Origin of the sequence: Pantoea sp. B270, from assembly GCF_018726825.1 — a bacterium.
In the GTDB taxonomy this organism is placed as follows: Bacteria; Pseudomonadota; Gammaproteobacteria; order Enterobacterales; family Enterobacteriaceae; genus Pantoea; species Pantoea dispersa.
The window spans coordinates 47,126-64,091 of the sequence record NZ_JAHCSX010000002.1 but is presented as its reverse complement, the minus strand read 5'-3'; the positions used below and the strand labels follow the sequence as shown (position 1 = coordinate 64,091).

Here is a 16,966-nt window from a genome sequence, read left to right as displayed (position 1 = left end):
CTCTTTAAATGTTTGACGAGACGGCGTTATTCCGCATCACCCGTTTAATAGACGATCGCCAGCGCAGCGGCAGCACCGCCTGTTTCGGGTTATTTTTTTGAAAAAGCAAATGTATTAATTAATATCAGGCTGGCCTGGTGTTGGCGAAGAAAATGAACATCGCAGCCTGGTTGAACGGTATTACTTATTTACGGTCGGCGCGGAAACATTTCATGTCCACTTCGACTTTGCAGTCGACCACTAAATCCTGCACGCTACAAATACGCGCCGGTGGATGACCACTGAATATCTCACTGAATACTTTGTTGAAAGAACTGAAATAACGCGCGTCGGTCAACACCGCCGTCACATGGACCACATCCTCCACGCGATAACCCGCTTCGCGCATGATGGTGAGGCAGTTGTCGAACGCTAACTGTGTCTGTTCGATGATGCCGCCCTCTACCACTTCGCCGTCGCGCATCGGCGTCTGGCCTGAGATATACAGCCAGCCATCGGCCTCCACGGCGCGGGCGAACGGCAATTTTTGCCCACCGGTACCGGTACCGCCCTCAATGCCATAACGTTTGATCGTCATGTCTTTCTGCTCCTTTGCACACTACCGTTTCTGTCTGATATACCAGACTGCTATCTGCAATACCAGATAGGACGAGATTTGCACAGCTGTTGCTTTTTTGCAATATGGCAATCGGCAATTAATTTTTTGCCGTGCTGGTGCGATCGCAAAATAAAATCCAGTGCGTGATTTTTTTGAATGGAAATGTGACCGCTATCGAATTTAACAGCGAGTCCCATCTTTTTTATGCGCCACAATGGGGCCCGAAAATAGCGCATGATAAATAAAGTCGCCGGAAAGATTTTTATTATTGCGGGGATGGGTAATTTCGTTTGCCGGGTGTATCATGCAGCTCTTTTTAAACGCAGATGAGTAGCACCATAACGACAGGGGAGTGAGCGTATGCCGGATGAAAAAACGTCCCGGGCACGCGGTGTTGACCGGGTTATTGATATTTTTCGCCAGCTGCATATCGCGCGTCAGCCTATGGCGATGCGGGATTTAATCGAAGCGACCGGTGCACCGCGCTCCAGTATTTATGAGCTGGTCAGTTTGCTGAGTGAAGCGGGTCTGGTTGAGCTTGATGCGGAAGGTGCCGTGTTTTTCGGTCGTGAAATGCACTATTACGGTGCGGATTACATGGCCCACAACGATCTGATCCGTCGTGCACATCAGCTTATGGTTGAGATCGTGGCGCGTCATGGCGAAACCGTGCAGCTGTGTATGCTGGAAGGTAACAAATACACCGTGGTGCTGTCGGAGAGTAACGCCCATCCGTTTAAAATCACCTCTGATATCGGTGTGCGCGTGCCGATCACCTGGACGGCGACCGGTCGTTTACTGCTGAGTAACTGGTCGGACAGCGCCATTCTCGACCTGATTCCAGAGGAGGATTATCGGCTGGCCAGCGGTCAGATTCTCGACAAGCAGACCTTCCTCGAAGAGATTCACCGTGCCGGCCAGCTGGGCTACTGCATGACCGAAGGTCTGTCCGAAAGCTTTACCTGCTGTATGGCTGCACCGATTCGCTCGCGCAGCGGCCAGGCGGTTGCGGCAATCTGCTTTATGGTCAGCCGTGATACTCCGGCGGAACGCCGACAGATGCTGCTGCAGGAACTGATCGCGTCTGGGCAGAAATTGTCTGATTTCACCTGAGCCGTTGCTTCGCCACAGCGTAATGCGGCGGGCTCCCGGCGCCGTATTATTCGCTTACAACCGCGTGCCGTCGGGTTTATTTTGCCGTGATTAAGGTTGTGTTAAGGTAATTGATAATAATAACTATTTCTTTTACCACGGAGTTTTGGCATGAAAACGCGCCTGTTACTGGCAATGGGGATTCTGGTCTCAACCGCAGCCTGCGCGACTGACTATCCGCTCACCGTCACCGACATGGATGGTCACACGCAAACAATCAGCAAAGAACCGCAGCACATCATTCTGCAGGATGGGCGCGATGTGTTGACGCTGGCGCTACTCGATCGCGACGATCCGTTTAAACGCGTTGTGGCCTGGAACAATCTGCCGAAAAAGCAGGATACGCAAACCTGGGATATGCTGAAGCGCCGCTGGCCTGAAGCGACAAAAATTGTCGATATGGGCTTCAGCGATCAGGGCCAGGTTAATCTGGAAAGCGTGCTGGCGCAGAAACCGGATCTGATGATTGCGCAGCTGCGCGCTAAGCCGGCGCTGGAACAATCCGGCGTGCTGAGCACGCTGAACAACCTGCACATCCCGGTGCTGTTCGTCGATTATGAACTGCATCCGGCACAAAACACCGCCCCGAGCGTCACGCTGCTGGGCAAAGTGCTGAACCGCGAAAGCGAAGCCAAAGCCTACACCGATTTTTACCAGCAGCGCTTCGACCGCATCACCCAAGCCGTTGCGAAGGTCAAAAACAAACCCACGGTATTTATCGAACCCATTGCCGGTAACAGCGATAACTGCTGCTTTACCCACAGCCATAATGGCTGGGGTGGGCTGGTAGAAGCGGTCGGCGGCAAAAATATTGGTTCGGCACTGCTGCCAGGCAATGCCGGCTTTGTCGCGCTGGAAAAAATCATCGCCATGAAACCGGATGTTTACATCATGACCGGTTCAAAGCGGCCAAACAGCAATGTGCTGCCGTTTGGTTACGGCGTGCAGCCGCAGGAAGTACGTGCCACGTTTCAGACGTTATTGCAGCGTACCGGTCTGGCGCAAATCGCGCCGGTGAAGCAGGGGCGCGTGTATGGGGTGTATCATCACTTCTACAATCACCCGTACAACATTATCGGCATGGAAATCCTCGCGAAGGATCTCTATCCGCAGCAGTTTGCCGATCTCAAACCGGTGGCTGATTTCCATACCCTCGTAAAGACCTTCACTCAACTGCCGGACGATGCCATCGAACTGAGCTATCCGGACAACCAGTAATTGCCCGCAGCGGGCGCCCGGCCCGCTGTTCCCATCCTGCCCAAAGCAAAACCCCACAAAAAGTGCACGACGATCATGACACTGCATATTGTTATGTTATAACATATCAATATCAGCACCCTTTCAGGTGCGCGTGATGTCATTATTCAGGAGTGATTATGTCAGCTTTATCCACAAACGGCGGCTTCAGGCGGCTGCCGGTCACCGTACTCTCTGGCTTTCTCGGTGCCGGAAAAACCACTTTGCTTAACCATATTCTCAACAACCGCGAAGGCCGCCGCGTGGCGGTGATCGTCAACGATATGTCGGAAGTGAATATTGATGCCGCGCTGGTGCGTGAGGGCGGGGCGGCGTTGTCACGTACCGACGAGAAGCTGGTGGAAATGAGCAACGGCTGCATCTGCTGCACGCTGCGCGAAGATTTACTGCTGGAAGTCAACTGGCTGGCTAAAGAGGGGCGTTTTGATCATCTGGTGATTGAATCGACCGGCATCTCTGAGCCGTTGCCGGTGGCGGAAACCTTCACGTTTGCCGATGAAGAGGGGCAAAGCCTGTCCACCGTGGCGGCGCTGGATACCATGGTGACCGTGGTGGATGGCTACAATTTCCTGCGTGACTATGATTCCAGTGAAAGCGTCCGCTCGCGCGGCGAATCGCTCGGCGAGGAGGATGAGCGCACGGTGGTCGATTTGCTGATCGATCAGATTGAATTCTGCGATGTGCTGATTCTCAACAAAACCGACCTGATTGATGCGGTAGAGCAGACACGGTTGACCGCGATTCTGCACTCGCTCAATCCTCGCGCGCGGATTATTCGCGCACAGTTTGGTCAGGTGGCGCTTGATCAGGTGCTGAATACCGGCCTGTTTGACTTCGATGCTGCGGCACAGGCCCCCGGCTGGCTGAAAGAGTTGCGCGGCGAGCACACGCCTGAAACTGAAGAGTACGGCATCCGCAGCTTTGTTTTCCGCGCGCGTCGTCCCTTCCATCCGCAGCGTTTTTATCAGGTGATTACGCAGCACATGCAGGGCGTGGTGCGGTCGAAAGGGTATTTCTGGCTGGCAACCCGCCCGCGTCACGCCGGATCCTGGTCGCAGGCCGGCGGCGTCACGCGGCAGGGGCTGGCCGGGATGTGGTGGGCCTGCGTGCCTGAAGATCGCTGGCCGCAGGACGCAGACACGCTGCACTACATCCGCGAAAACTGGCATGAAGGCACCGGCGATGCGCGGCAGGAGATGGTGATCATCGGTATCGATATGGATGAAACCGTGCTGCGTCAGCAGCTGCACCATGCGTTACTGACCGATGAGGAAATGGCGCTGGGGCCAGACGGCTGGGCACAGTTGCCGGATCCGTTCCAGCCATGGTTTGACTGATGCGTCGCCGCGCAGCGGGCTGTGCGGCGACGAACCTATCATCATAATCCGGTATTCATCAGCCGCATCTGGGTGCAGAACGGACACTGACAGCCGCTCACCGCCGCCGCCAGGCGCGCATGCGCTTCGGCAATCGCCAGCGGCTGCGCCTGATCGGTGCTGGCAAGTGCATTGGCCGGTTTCAGCGCCAGCTTTAACGGATCGATTTTCGCCTGAAATGCCCCCGCTTTCGCCGAAGCAAAAGCAATCACTAACAGTGGAACGGTAACCTTCATCGCAGCAACCTCAATCAGAGCACGGGATTGTAACGATATAACATAAACGTGACGCTGTTAAGCGCCTTTATGTGGCGATCCCAGCCACATTGAAACTTCGACGCCATCAGCAAACGGCAGCGAGGTATAGAGGCGGCTGCCATGGACCATTTCCAGATACTCCGGGCTGAAATCGGCATCATCGGCCACAATCAGGGCACCCGGACGCAACCAGGGCTGCACCAGCTGCAGAATCTCCGGATAGATCGCCTTCGCGCCATCCAGCACCAGCATATCAACGCTGGCTGGCAGGTCCTGACTCAGCGTGTCCAGCGCATCGCCCACGCGAATTTCAATCAGATCACTGACGCCAGCATCGGCAAAATGATTGCGCGCCAGCGCCACTTTGCCCGGTTCAAACTCGCTGGTGATGATGCGACCGCCGCCGTTATCGCGCACCGCCGCCGCCAGGTGCAGGGTGGAGAGACCAAACGAAGTACCAAACTCAACGATATGCTGCGCCCGGCTGCTGCGCGCCAGCATGTACAGCAGTTTGCCGGTTTCCCGCGAGACCGCCAGCGGCACATCTTTTAAATGACCGTAAAGTTCGCGGTAATCGGTTTTGCTCTGCAGCAGACGTGTTTGCTCCTCATCGGACATCACGCGAAACGCTTCATTGGTGGGATGCGCCATGTTATCCGCCAGCTCAAACAGATAGTTAAGCAGCGGCGCCAGCGGCGCGGAAGTCAGGGTGTTCATCATCGGGGTTCCTGCATCAGAAGATGGATTTTGCGTCAGGAACAGAATACGATGAATTACTCGCATTTCACTATTCGCGTTCAGGAGCAGACGATGGCCGCACAACGTAACGCTAAGATTTCTGAAAGAAAAAAGCCGCAGCAGGCGCGATCCAGTGAGCTGGTGGCGGCTATTTTGCAGGCGGCGACTCAGGTTCTGGAGCAGGAAGGTGCCACGCGCTTTACCACTGCCCGCGTGGCCGAACGGGCGGGCGTTAGTATTGGATCGCTGTACCAGTATTTTCCCAACAAGGCCGCTATCCTTTTCCGTCTGCAGAGCGAAGAGTGGCAGCGAACCGGCGATCTGCTGGGTTCGATTCTGCGCGACAGCACATCCACGCCGCGTCAGCGCTTGCACCAGCTGACCTGGGCGTTCCTGCACTCGGAGTGTGAAGAGGCGGCGATGCGCACCGCACTGAATGATGCCGCGCCGCTTTACCGGGATGCGCCGGAAGTGCAGGCCGCGCGCGCCAATGGCGAGAATGTGATGTGCGAGTTTCTGCAACAGCTGCTGCCGCAGCGGGACGCGGCTGAGGTGGCGCGGGCGGCGGATTTAATCAACAGCACGCTGGGTGACGTCGGCAAGCATTTTTCCGAATCGCCGCGCAGCGCAGCAGAAATTCAGGCTTATGCGCGCGATATGGCAGACATGTTCTGTGCCTGGATCAGAGAAAAAGGGGCCGAATTGCAGTAAAAAATGGGCTGGAAATCTCTGAAAGCGGTTAACAAACTCATTATTCACATTCTCATTAATCCACACCGCGAGTAAGCTTGATAAAACCTTGGTAAAGCCGGATGGATTGACGGCACACAGAGACGGGAGAGCATGATGGCAGTAAAAATGATTGCGGTGGATATGGATGGGACATTTCTCGATGACAATAAGCAGTACAACGCGCAGCGTTTTGCGCGCCAGTACGCGCTGCTGAAGGAGAAAGGCATCCGTTTCGTGGTCGCCAGCGGCAATCAGTATTATCAGTTGCAGCACTATTTTCCCGCTATCAAAGATGAGATCGCCTTCGTGGCTGAAAACGGTGCCTGGGTATCCGACAGCAACGAAGAAATTTTCTGCGGTGAACTGGCGCCGGAACGTGTTCATCAGGTGCTGGATATTCTCGCCAAAGAACCGGAGATCAGCACCGTGGTGTGCGGTCGCAACGGAGCCTATGTGCACAAGTCAATGCCGGATGAGGTGGTCGCCATGCTGGCCAATCACTATCGCCGGCTGGAGAAGCGCGACAGCCTGTACGATATCGACGATACCATTTTCAAGTTTTCGCTGAATCTGGCACACGAAGGTGTCGAGGCGCTGCTGGCACGTCTGCACAGCGAACTGAACGCGATTGAAAACATCATGCATCCGGTCTCAAGCGGATTTGGCTTTGTCGATTTAATCATTCCCGGCTGTCATAAGGCGCACGGCATCGCGCTGCTGCAGGAGAAGTGGGGCATTGATGATTGTGAAGTGCTGGCGATTGGCGACAGCGCCAACGATATCGAAATGCTGCGCCAGGCCTGTTACAGCTTTGCCATGGCCAACGCCGCTGCACCGGTGGCAGCCGTCGCGCGTTATCGGACGGAAAGTAATAACGACGAGGGCGCTCTCAACGTCATCGCCCGTCTGCTGGCACGCGAAACGCCGTTTGGTTAACGGTCACTGGATCGATCCACGAACTGCGGCGCTATTTAATGTGTGATAAATCGCGCCGCGACGGACAGTATGCGACCCGCGCGTGGTTATTCACGGGCGGATGACGCTGCAGGGCGGGCGTTTTCCGCCGGCGTGCCGCCTGCCACGCGAAGGTTAGCTTCCATTTCATCCAGTGCCGCCTGGTTTTCTAATCCCCACTGATACATCTGCTCAATCGGCCGGGCGAAGGTCATGCCCAGCGCGGTCAGCCGGTAATCCACTTTCGGTGGGATCACTTCGTAAACCTGACGCGCAATTAAGCCGCGCTGCTCCAGCTCTTTCAGTGTCTGAAACAGCATTTTTTTCGAAATCCCCTGCAGGCTACGCTGCAGTTCACCGGTTCGGGCGCGCTGTCCCGGCCAGTGATACAACGCGTGCAGCACCATCGTGCTCCATTTCACCGAAAACAGGTCCATCAGACGGCGCGGTGGCGAATCCGCATAGAAAAACAGTTTGCCATCAATCCAGACAGGCATCGCACTCTCCTTTATGGTCACCAAATGGTGACTACTATCAATTCTGCACCGCGTTGATTATAGTCTGCCGCCTTCATTCAGCCCACACCAGAATTTGAGGAAGGCACCATGAAAATTAACGCACTGGTGGCACAGGATGCAGCGCAACCGCTCGCTGCCGGCCAGATTACCTTGCGTCCGCTGCAGCAGCAGGACGTAAAAATTGAAATTCTTTACTGCGGCGTATGCCATTCCGATTTGCACATGGCACGCAATGAGTGGGCGGTCAGTCGTTATCCGCTGGTGCCGGGCCACGAGATCGTTGGACGCGTGCTGGAGACCGGAACTCAGGTTACGCGCTTCAAAGCCGGTGATGTGGTCGGTGTGGGCGTGATGGTGGATTCCTGCCGTGCCTGCCACTTCTGCCAGCAGCAGGAAGAGCAGTACTGCGAAGCGGGCTTCACCGCCACTTACAACGGCATCGATAAATACACCGGCGACAGCACCTGGGGCGGCTATGCGCAGAATGTGGTGGTCGATCAGCATTTTGTCGTGTCGATCCCGCAAAATCTGGCGCTGGCGGGCGTGGCACCGCTGCTGTGTGCGGGCGTGACGGTGTGGTCACCGCTGCGCCACTTTGGCGTCAAAGCCGGCGATAACGTCGGGGTAGTGGGGCTGGGTGGTTTGGGCCACATGGCGGTAAAACTGGCCAGCGCGCTGGGCGCTGAGGTTACCCTGTTTACTACCTCGCCGGAAAAAGGCGCTGACGCACGTCGTCTTGGTGCGACGCGCGTGGTGGTGTCGCGTGATGTCGCGCAGATGGCGGCATGCCAGACCTCGCTTGATTTCATCATTGACTGCGTGGCGGCACCGCACGATCTCGATCCTTACCTCGCGACGCTGAAGACCAATGGCCGTCTGGTGCTGGTCGGCATTCCTGACCAACCGCATCAGTCGCCGAACGTCACGCCGCTGGTGTTTCGCCGTCTGAGCATCAGCGGTTCATCCATCGGTAGCATTGAAGAGACTCAGGAGATGCTGGATTTCTGCGGCGAGCATAACATCACGGCAGATATTGAGCTGATCGCCGGTGAAGAGATCGAAACGGCCTTCGCGCGTATGCTGAAGGGCGAGGTGAAGTACCGTTTCGTCATTGATATGCTGGCGACTCGCTGGTAATTGCCCAGCCATGGCCGGCGATTTCAGGCTGAAATCGCCGGCTTTGCTATCAACAGATTACTCAGGCAATCTGTATTCCGTATCCGCATAGACCTGACTGCCTTCGCGTTTACCCACACCTAATACCATGACAGTGATGGTTTCATCCTGCACCAGGTACACCAGGCGATAGCCTGAAGCACGTAGTTTTATTTTGTACTGATCTTTTCGTCCGTGAAGTTGTGCTGAGGGGACACGGGGATTTTCCAGCCGTTGTACCAGCTTTTTCTTAAACTGCTCACGCACCGGATGACCCAGTTTCTTCCACTCCTTTTCAGCGGAAGGAACGAACTTTAATTTATAAGTCATCCAGCGAAATCTCTTTCGCATCCGCTAATTCAGAAATGCGTTCATCAGCGATACGACCCAGTTCTGCATCTTCTGCTAATTCCATCAGATATTGGTAAACAGCCGGTGGAACGCAGTAAAAAGCGGGCTCGTTGCGGTTTAAGATAGCAATGGTTTCCCCTTCCGCTGAACGCACTGTTCCCATGGGATCACGCTTTAAATCGGTGATGCTGGCAGCGGTGTTTGACAGGATCTGAAATGGCATGGTGAGATATCCGGACTTAGATAATGAAAACAGGTGAAGTATATTAACACTTTATGGTGCTGATATTAGCGCTTTAAGAAGTGCTTTAAAAGAGTATTTTGGCTAAATACTATACCGCTTTTATGACACAGCACATTTTCGCCCCGCAACAGTAAACAATTCCCGTTACGGTCCGATAACTCCTTCTGCAGACTCAACAAAAACAACAATGACAGGAGCGAGACATGGGACTGGTCTCCCGATTACGGAATGTGCGCATCACGCGCAAACTGGCGGCGGGCTTCGGCATCGTCCTGCTGCTAGTGGCGCTGGCCACAGCGCTCAGCGTGCAACGATTCAACCAGATTCACGACATCTATCAGAAAACCAATCTGATTTATGACATCAACATTGAAGTCTTTCAGGCCAAAATCAATCGTCTTAAATATCTGTATGGCGAGGACAAAGCGGGCGAAACCATGACGGATTACGTCACGCACGCTCAACAGCTGACGCAGCAGGCCCAGCAGCTGCCGTGGACGGCGGACGCCAGAGGGTTGCTCAACGATGTCGCCAGCCATCTTGCCCGTTTTCAGCACAGCATCACCGCCATGACCCAGGCAACCCGACAGCTCAACGATCTGCGCAGCCAGCTGGATGCGCTGAGCCAGCAGGACATGACGTCGCGCTATACCGGACTAATCCGGACCCCCGTCAGCACACCCGAAGTCACCAACCAGATATATCAGCTGCTGTTTGCCATCAGTAATGTGCGCGAAGAGGCCTGGGCGCTGCGCTTCAACGTCAGCGAGGCACTGCGCAATAAACTGGAACATGATTTTCAGCGCGCCGGGCAGGACATGAACACGCTATTGACTCAGCTGCCAGCGGAGCAGCAGGGCGGATTTAACGCGCTATGGCAGGATACCGAACGTTTTAAAGATCTGAGCCTGCAGGCGGCTGCGATTTACGGCCAGCTGCGTGTCGCGGAAAACACCGTCAAAGTGGCGGGCGATAACAGCAGCGCGGCGATCAAACAGATCATCGCCCTGGTTAAGGCGCGTAACGATGAACTGGCTAACGGGTCAGCGGCGCTCTCGCTGCTGATGGGCAGCCTGGCAATAGGGCTGGGCGTGCTGGTGGCCTGGACCATTATCCGGCAGATTACGCGCCCGGTGTTTCACAACCTCGCGCTGGCGGAACGCATTGCCAGCGGCGACCTCAGCTCGCAGTTTGTCACTAATCGCCAGGACGAGCTCGGCCAGCTCACCTCTGCCATGGGACGCATGAATGCGCGGCTGCGCGGCATGATTGGCGAGGTGCTGCACAGCGTCAGCAATGTGTCGCAGGCAGCCAGCACCATACATCAGGGCAACCTCGAGTTGTCGTCGCGCACCGCCCAGCAATCGGCTGCGGTGGTGGAAACCGCCGCCAGCATGGAGCAGCTGACCGCCACGGTGAAAAATAATGCCAGCAATGCGCGTCTCGCCAGCCAGATCGCGGCGGAAGCGACGCATAACGCCAGTCAGGGCGGTATCGCGGTACACAATGTCGTCAGCACCATGGGCGAGATCTCTGATAGTTCTAAGAAAATTGCCGAGATTACTGCGGTGATCAACAGCATCGCCTTCCAGACCAACATCCTGGCGCTCAACGCGGCGGTTGAAGCCGCCCGCGCCGGCGAGCAGGGGCGAGGCTTTGCCGTGGTCGCCAGCGAAGTGCGTAATCTGGCACAGCGCAGTGCCGGAGCCGCGAAAGATATTGAACGACTGATTGGCGAATCGGTAGGGCGTATCAGCAACGGCCATCAGCAGGTGGCGCGCGCGGGTGAAACGATGGAGCAAATTGTCAGTAGCATCGCACGCGTAAATGAAATCATGGCGGAGATCTCGGCTGCTTCTGATGAGCAGAGCCGCGGCATTGAGCAAATCGCGCGCGCAGTAGGTGAGCTGGACGGTACCACCCAGCAAAATGCGTCGCTGGTCAGCGCGTCATCCCATTCCGCACAGGCGCTGGAAGAGCAGGCATTCATGCTGCAGCGGCTGGTCAGCCAGTTCCGTTTGCAGGGAACTGTAAGCTAACAACACGCACAGCGGCAGCGAACTTCACCCGCTGGCCGCTGCTGCTATTGGCGGCAAAGCACTGTTATTTTCATTATCGCCAGTGTGCAAGGCGAAAATTCTTAAAAAAAGTCGCCGCAGGGCGACTTTTTCCCGATACACTGCCATTTTTGTCGACCTGAATTTTCCCGTGAATGAATTACTACTCGCCTGATGAAAACCATTTGAAGCGCCGGTCAAAACGCTTCGTTCGTCGTATGTTCATCATGCGTCAGCTCGGCACGATCCTCTGTTTCTTTCCGATTCTCTCAGTGCTACTGGAAATGCAGCGCGGACTGGCATTCAGCGCGCTGCTGTTTGTGAACGCCTTTTTCTGGCCATGGCTGGCGTATCAGCGTGCGCTTCGTGCCGAAGACTCAACTGGTACCGAACGCCAGAATCTGACGCTGGATGCCGCTTTCGGCGGAATCTGGGTAGCGCTGATGGCGTTAAGCCCGATGCCCTCTTTTGTCATCATGGCGGTGCTGGCATCGGATCGCTATGCCGCTGGCGGCGGCGCGCAGCTGATTGCCGCAATACAGGCATTTTTGTGCGGGTTTATTATGGTGTGGCTACTGGATGGCACCAGCGTACATCTGGCGTTCAGCACGCAAACCGTCTGGCTGACGCTGCCGCTGGCCACCTGTTACATGCTGGTACTCAGCGTGGCTTCCTACAATCTCACCTGGCATTTACGCACCCGCAACCGTGAACTGGAGCGCATCGCGCTGATGGATCCCGGCCTGAAAATCCCTAACCGGCGCCTGTTTGAGCGGCGGCTGGAGAGTGAGTTTCTCAGCACGCGGCGCGGCGATAGCAGCGGCTATCTGCTGTTGCTGGATGTCGATCACTTCAAAGTGGTCAATGATAGCTGGGGTCATGAGGCGGGCGATTTTCTGCTGGCCGAGATCTCGGCGCTGCTGCGCAACTATGTCGGGCTGCAGGACATTCCGGCGCGCTTTGGCGGCGATGAGCTGGGCGTTATCGTGCATCAGGCCAGCGATGAATCGGTGGTAGAATTGGCCGAAAGGCTAAAAGAGAAGATTGCCCAGCTGCGCTTACCGGCCTCGGCAGAGTTTCGCTGCTCTGTCAGTATCGGTATTGCGCCTGCGGTCAGCGCCGAATCGTTAAGCGACTGGCTGCGCCATGCGGATGAAGCGCTGTATGAAGTGAAGCGCGCCGGGCGCAACGGCGTGCGGCTGTGGCAAACGCCGCTGGCCCGCGCATCATAATCAGAAAAATTCAGGATCGCAGTTTACCGGAAAATTCAGCGAGTTGGCGATGAAGCAGGCTTCGTGTGCCTGATGATGCAATGCCCGCGCGCGATCGGCATCCGCAGGGTCGCGCAGTTTGATGCGCGGCTTCAGCGTGATATCGGTGAAGCGTCCACGCGCCCCCTCGACCATGTTCCCTTCGGCAGCATCTTCATACTCCTCCACCACAATGCCGGCATCGGCGCACAGGTGTAAATACCACAGCTTATGGCAGGTCGCCGCAGACGCCAGCAGCAATTCCTCAGGATTCCAGCGCGTTTTATCCCCACGAAATGCCGGATCGGCACTCAGCAAAATGGGCGGTTTACCGGGTGCCTGTAATTCGCTGTCACGATCGTAAGCGGTATAAGAAGCTGTGCCATCGCCGCGATTGCCGCTCCAGCGAAGGTGAATCTGGTAATGGTGCTGCTGTGCTGCCATGGGTAATGTCCTGTTAAGTGAGGTCACCTTAGCGGTTGTTATTCACAACGTTCGCGGCGTTTTGGTGCAAATTAATCAGGTGCGCGTGGATGCGCATCTGAACACCTTACAGTAAAACATCTGCGTAATCAGCGTATCTCATTGACATACATAAAGTGTTCCGTGCTGAAACGGTGATGCGCAAGAATCACCGGCGTGGCGCTTTGATCAAATGAGACCTCATCGATCACCATCACCGCGTGCGGCAGAGCAAGTTCCAGCAGGCTGGCATCTTCTTCTGTAGCGAGCGTGGCGCTGATCTGCTCGCGTACCGCCGCAACACGCACATCGTACTGCTCAAACAGGTAACGATACAGCAACTGCGGTAGCTGTTCCGCCGGTGGAAAGTCGGGCAGACGCGCGGCGGGCAGCACCAGTGTTTCATGCATGGCCGCAATGCCCTTCACCCGGCGCAGGCGTTTCAGGCGAATCACTGCGTCACCGGCCGCGATCTGCAGCTTATCGGCCTCGTCGGCGCTGGCGCGACTGTGCTGATACTCCAGCAGTCGCGTCTCCGACTGCAGCAAACCGCCCGATTTGTCATGCAGACGAAAATAGTGAAAGAAATGGCTGAGGTTATGCAGCGGCGCCCAGCCGGTAACCACCGTGCCGGTTTTGCGCCGGCGCATCAGCATCCCTTCCGTCGTGAGCGCCGCCAGCGCCTTGCGCACCGTACCGACCGAGACACCGAACTTCGCCGCCAGACTGTTTTCACTGGGCAAAATGGTGCCCGCCGGCAGTTCGCCCTGCAGGATGGATTCACTGATATGGCGCTTCACTACTTCGTACAGCGGAGCGCCTTCGCCTTCGTTCAGGCGACTGAATTGTGGAACGTCGTGCGCGTCATAGTTTTTTTGCATGTTTCCGATTACCGATTGACCCCAGCTGTTCATTTGCATTATCTATAAACTATATAGAAATACAATAAGTGAACAGTTTATGCAGGAAAATTCATCACTACAGCGCGCTCTGACCCATATCGCCGACGATCAGGCGCAGATTCTTGACGATCTGCAACGCATGCTGGCGGTGGATACCTGCTTCCCGCCCGGACTGGGTTACGCAGCATTCGCCGACCTGCTGAGCACGATGCTGCAGCCGCTGCATTTTAACCTGCAGCGCGTTTCGGTGCCCGACGCGCTGTGGCAGACGCCGGACGGCAGCGCGCAGGGCGAGCGGGTGAATCTGCTGGCCGCGCTGGATGCCGGCGCGGCTGAAAACTGCAATCTCTACTTTCACACCGATACGGTTCCGGCCGGTGATGGCTGGCGCTTTCCGCCGCTGGCGCTCAGCGTGGCGGAAAACAAGCTGTTCGGACGCGGCGCCGCGGATATGAAAGGCACCATCGTGGCCGCGCTGGCTGCGGTGCGGGCCGCGCAGCGCTATCAGCTCAGCCTGCGCTATAACCCTGTGTTTTTACTCTGTACCGATGAAGAGGGCGGCCTTTATCCCGGTATTCGTTATCTGGCGGAGCAGCAGTTATTTCACGGTCACCTGCTCAGCTTCAACGGCGGCGCGGTGCCGCGCATCTGGGCCGGCTGCTTTGGCAGTATCGATATCAAAATTATCGTCAGCGGCCGCTCGGCGCACTCCGGCGATCCGCTGCAGGGTATTAACGCCATTGAGGCTGCGCTTCCGCTGATGAATGCGCTGTATCAGCTGAAAGGCGAGGTGGAACAGCGGGTTTCGGCAATGCCCGCGCCGCCGCATTATCAGGGCCAGCCGCTCACCGCCTTACTGACGCTGGCCGCCGCGCACGGTGGCAGTAAAGGCTCCACCATTCCGGAACGCTTCGAGCTGCTGGTTAATCGCCGCTATGCGCCGGAAGAGCCTTTTGCCGACGTGTGGCAGGAGCTGACGCAGTGCGTGGATAAGGCGATGCAGGGCAGCGCCGCCAGTGACGTCACGCTACAACTGATTGGCCATCTGGCGCCGGTCGCCGATCCCACCGGTCCGCACTGGCCGCGCTGGCAGGCGGCGCTCAGCCAGGGCTTCGGCTTCCCGCCAGCAGAATTCAAAGCCTGGGGATCCGCCACCAGCTCGGATATGGGCTGGGTACAGCAGGCCGGCATTCAGGAAATTCTGCTGGGCGGACTTGCCCGTCCCGATAACCGCATTCATGCCGCCGATGAATACACCACGATGGCAGATGTTATTGCACTTTCGCAGTCGATTCTGGCGTATCTCGCCAATGATTTTCAGCCAACCCAGGGTAATTAATAAACCAACGAGGAACAGAAGATGTGCGCCATGAAAGGGTTAAACCGCAGACAGTTTATCGCCAGTTCAACCGCCCTGACCGGAGCGGCGCTGCTGCCCTGGTCATTCAGTGCCTCGGCTGCCGCCGTTGCCAGCGCGACCCCGGGCGGCACGCCGCGTAAAGGTGGCGTATTGCGCATCAGCGTTGACCAGGCGGTCAGCGTGCTCAATCCCCATCAGGTGCGGGTTAATCCGGAATATCTGGTGGCAGAGCTGTTGTATAGCGGCTTAACCCGCCTGACGCAGGCGATGAAAGCGGAAGGCGATCTGGCGCAGTCCTGGCAGCCGAACGACGACTTAACCCAGTGGACCTTCACGCTGCGGCCCGATCTGCGCTTCAGCGACGGTTCGCCGCTCACCGCAGCGGACGTGGTCGCCAGCCTGCAGGCACTGCTGGACCCGAAAAACGCCTCACCGGCGCTGCACAACATCGGCCCGATTAAAACGGTAAGCGCCAAAGACAACAACACCATCCTGATTGAGACCGAGGCGCCTTATGCCGATCTGCCGGTGATGCTGGCCTATCCGGATGCCAAAATCATCCCGGCGCATATCGCGCAGGGGCAGTACGACAAGCTGAGTAGCGCCTCGCTGGGGGCCGGGCCGTTCCAGCTGGTGTCTTACGATCCGGAACGCAAAATCGTGGTGAAACGCAACCCGCACTATTACGACGCCACGCGGCCGTATCTGGATGGCGTGGAAGTGGTGGTGTATCCCGACGCTATCGCTGAAAGCTCCGCGCTGATTGCCGGCGATACCGATCTGATGCTGAGTGCGCAGTCGAGCGAGTTCGCCCGCTTAGCCAAATCGGCGGGCGTACTGCCGCTGCGCGTGGCGTCCGGCCAGTTTCTTAACGTCAACATGGGCTGCGATCAAAAGCCGTTTAATGATGTGCGCGTCCGCCAGGCGCTGGCGTTATGCGTGGACCGCCAGGCATCGGTGGATTTTGTCGCAGACGGGCTGGGATCGCCGGGTAACGACACGCCGATCAACGCCGCTTATCCGTATTACGCACAGCTGACGCAAAAAGCGCTGGACTACAGCAAGGCCAAAGCGCTGCTGGCGGAGGCCGGTTATCCGAATGGGCTGGACTTAACGCTTATCGCCTCAGACAAGCCGTCAACCCGCACCCAGCTGGGGATTGCCCTGCGGGAGATGGCGAAACCGGGCGGTTTCCGTATCAACGTGCAGACCATGGCGCACAGCACCTATCTCGATCAGGTGTGGAAGAAGGGCAATTTCTACGTCGGCTTTTACAACATGCAGCCGACGCCAGATGCGGTGTTTTCTCTGCTCTATACCTCAACAGCGGCGTGGAACGAAACGCGCTGGAACAATGCGGCTTTCGACGGTGCGGTGATGGCGGCGCGCGAAACCAATGACGAAACGCTGCGCAGCCAGCTGTACGGCAAAGCCCAGCAGCTGATGCACGACGAGGTGCCCTCGTTAATCCCGACCTTCTTTGATTTGCTGGCTGCCAGTCGTGAGCACGTGGCGGGCTATCATCTGCATCCGCGCGGTGCGGTGTTCCGCCTCGATCATGTCTGGCTGACTGCTAACGCGCCAAAGCGCAGCCTGTAAGGAG

18 protein-coding genes are annotated in these 16,966 nt (G+C 56.7%); 10 read left to right on the top strand and 8 right to left on the bottom strand.

Annotation, left to right across the window (positions count from 1 at the left end):
* Positions 1 to 184: 184 nt before the first annotated feature.
* Positions 185 to 577 (bottom strand): RidA family protein, encoded by a 393-nt coding sequence (locus KOL70_RS16600; RefSeq protein ID WP_021508748.1) that lies wholly within the window; start codon positions 575 to 577, stop codon positions 185 to 187.
* 381 nt (positions 578 to 958) lie between these two features.
* Between KOL70_RS16600 and KOL70_RS16595 the strand changes: the two genes are divergently transcribed.
* The 3 genes from KOL70_RS16595 (at position 959) to zigA (ending at position 4,344) form a co-directional block, all read left to right on the top strand.
* A complete protein-coding gene (locus tag KOL70_RS16595; RefSeq protein ID WP_010615761.1) occupies positions 959 to 1,711 on the top strand; it encodes an IclR family transcriptional regulator in 753 nt (250 codons plus the stop codon).
* Between the two features lie 150 nt (positions 1,712 to 1,861).
* Positions 1,862 to 2,968 (top strand): ABC transporter substrate-binding protein, encoded by a 1,107-nt coding sequence (locus KOL70_RS16590; RefSeq protein ID WP_104093516.1) that lies wholly within the window; start codon positions 1,862 to 1,864, stop codon positions 2,966 to 2,968.
* A 158-nt stretch (positions 2,969 to 3,126) separates the two neighbouring features.
* Positions 3,127 to 4,344, top strand: coding sequence for a zinc metallochaperone GTPase ZigA (zigA, locus tag KOL70_RS16585; protein ID WP_215481059.1), 1,218 nt, complete (start codon positions 3,127 to 3,129; stop codon positions 4,342 to 4,344).
* A gap of 41 nt (positions 4,345 to 4,385) precedes the next feature.
* Here zigA and KOL70_RS16580 read toward each other — a convergent pair whose 3' ends face one another.
* A complete protein-coding gene (locus KOL70_RS16580; RefSeq protein WP_058781352.1) occupies positions 4,386 to 4,619 on the bottom strand; it encodes a hypothetical protein in 234 nt (77 codons plus the stop codon).
* Between the two features lie 57 nt (positions 4,620 to 4,676).
* Positions 4,677 to 5,357, bottom strand: coding sequence for an O-methyltransferase (locus KOL70_RS16575; RefSeq protein ID WP_031279936.1), 681 nt, complete (start codon positions 5,355 to 5,357; stop codon positions 4,677 to 4,679).
* Between the two features lie 93 nt (positions 5,358 to 5,450).
* Here KOL70_RS16575 and KOL70_RS16570 point away from each other — a divergent pair, with 93 nt between their 5' ends.
* Together KOL70_RS16570 and KOL70_RS16565 are read left to right on the top strand one after the other, a co-directional pair.
* Positions 5,451 to 6,089, top strand: coding sequence for a TetR family transcriptional regulator (locus tag KOL70_RS16570; protein WP_104187797.1), 639 nt, complete (start codon positions 5,451 to 5,453; stop codon positions 6,087 to 6,089).
* Between the two features lie 135 nt (positions 6,090 to 6,224).
* Positions 6,225 to 7,046: a Cof-type HAD-IIB family hydrolase gene (locus tag KOL70_RS16565; RefSeq protein WP_021508741.1), complete on the top strand. Its 822-nt coding sequence runs from the start codon at positions 6,225 to 6,227 to the stop codon at positions 7,044 to 7,046.
* An 86-nt stretch (positions 7,047 to 7,132) separates the two neighbouring features.
* Here the strand turns inward: KOL70_RS16565 and KOL70_RS16560 are convergent, their stop codons facing one another.
* Complete coding sequence (locus tag KOL70_RS16560; RefSeq protein WP_215481058.1) at positions 7,133 to 7,561, bottom strand: helix-turn-helix domain-containing protein; 429 nt, start codon at positions 7,559 to 7,561, stop codon at positions 7,133 to 7,135.
* A gap of 108 nt (positions 7,562 to 7,669) precedes the next feature.
* Between KOL70_RS16560 and KOL70_RS16555 the strand changes: the two genes are divergently transcribed.
* Positions 7,670 to 8,719 carry an NAD(P)-dependent alcohol dehydrogenase gene (locus KOL70_RS16555; RefSeq protein ID WP_215481056.1) on the top strand — a complete coding sequence of 350 codons (1,050 nt, stop codon included), beginning with the start codon at positions 7,670 to 7,672 and terminating at the stop codon, positions 8,717 to 8,719.
* Positions 8,720 to 8,776: 57 nt separating this feature from the next.
* Here the strand turns inward: KOL70_RS16555 and KOL70_RS16550 are convergent, their stop codons facing one another.
* Positions 8,777 to 9,067, bottom strand: coding sequence for a type II toxin-antitoxin system RelE/ParE family toxin (locus tag KOL70_RS16550; RefSeq protein ID WP_058758676.1), 291 nt, complete (start codon positions 9,065 to 9,067; stop codon positions 8,777 to 8,779).
* Complete coding sequence (locus KOL70_RS16545; RefSeq protein ID WP_058758675.1) at positions 9,057 to 9,311, bottom strand: type II toxin-antitoxin system Phd/YefM family antitoxin; 255 nt, start codon at positions 9,309 to 9,311, stop codon at positions 9,057 to 9,059. The genes KOL70_RS16550 and KOL70_RS16545 overlap by 11 nt, the downstream gene beginning before the upstream one ends.
* Positions 9,312 to 9,535: 224 nt before the next feature.
* Between KOL70_RS16545 and KOL70_RS16540 the strand changes: the two genes are divergently transcribed.
* A complete protein-coding gene (locus tag KOL70_RS16540) occupies positions 9,536 to 11,371 on the top strand; it encodes a methyl-accepting chemotaxis protein (protein ID WP_215481054.1) in 1,836 nt (611 codons plus the stop codon).
* A gap of 173 nt (positions 11,372 to 11,544) precedes the next feature.
* The gene (locus tag KOL70_RS16535; RefSeq protein WP_021508737.1) at positions 11,545 to 12,621 is read left to right on the top strand and encodes a diguanylate cyclase; all 1,077 of its coding nucleotides are present in this window, start codon (positions 11,545 to 11,547) and stop codon (positions 12,619 to 12,621) included.
* Here KOL70_RS16535 and KOL70_RS16530 read toward each other — a convergent pair whose 3' ends face one another.
* Together KOL70_RS16530 and KOL70_RS16525 are read right to left on the bottom strand one after the other, a co-directional pair.
* On the bottom strand, positions 12,622 to 13,083 hold the full coding sequence (locus KOL70_RS16530) for an OsmC family protein (protein ID WP_215481052.1): 462 nt from the start codon (positions 13,081 to 13,083) through the stop codon (positions 12,622 to 12,624).
* 128 nt (positions 13,084 to 13,211) lie between these two features.
* Positions 13,212 to 13,982 (bottom strand): GntR family transcriptional regulator, encoded by a 771-nt coding sequence (locus tag KOL70_RS16525; RefSeq protein ID WP_021508734.1) that lies wholly within the window; start codon positions 13,980 to 13,982, stop codon positions 13,212 to 13,214.
* Between the two features lie 79 nt (positions 13,983 to 14,061).
* Between KOL70_RS16525 and KOL70_RS16520 the strand changes: the two genes are divergently transcribed.
* Both KOL70_RS16520 and KOL70_RS16515 read left to right on the top strand, forming a co-directional pair.
* On the top strand, positions 14,062 to 15,342 hold the full coding sequence (locus KOL70_RS16520; protein ID WP_152390861.1) for a M20 family metallopeptidase: 1,281 nt from the start codon (positions 14,062 to 14,064) through the stop codon (positions 15,340 to 15,342).
* Positions 15,343 to 15,363: 21 nt separating this feature from the next.
* Positions 15,364 to 16,962, top strand: a complete 1,599-nt coding sequence (locus KOL70_RS16515; protein ID WP_058758669.1) for an ABC transporter substrate-binding protein — start codon at positions 15,364 to 15,366, stop codon at positions 16,960 to 16,962.
* Positions 16,963 to 16,966: the final 4 nt, after the last annotated feature.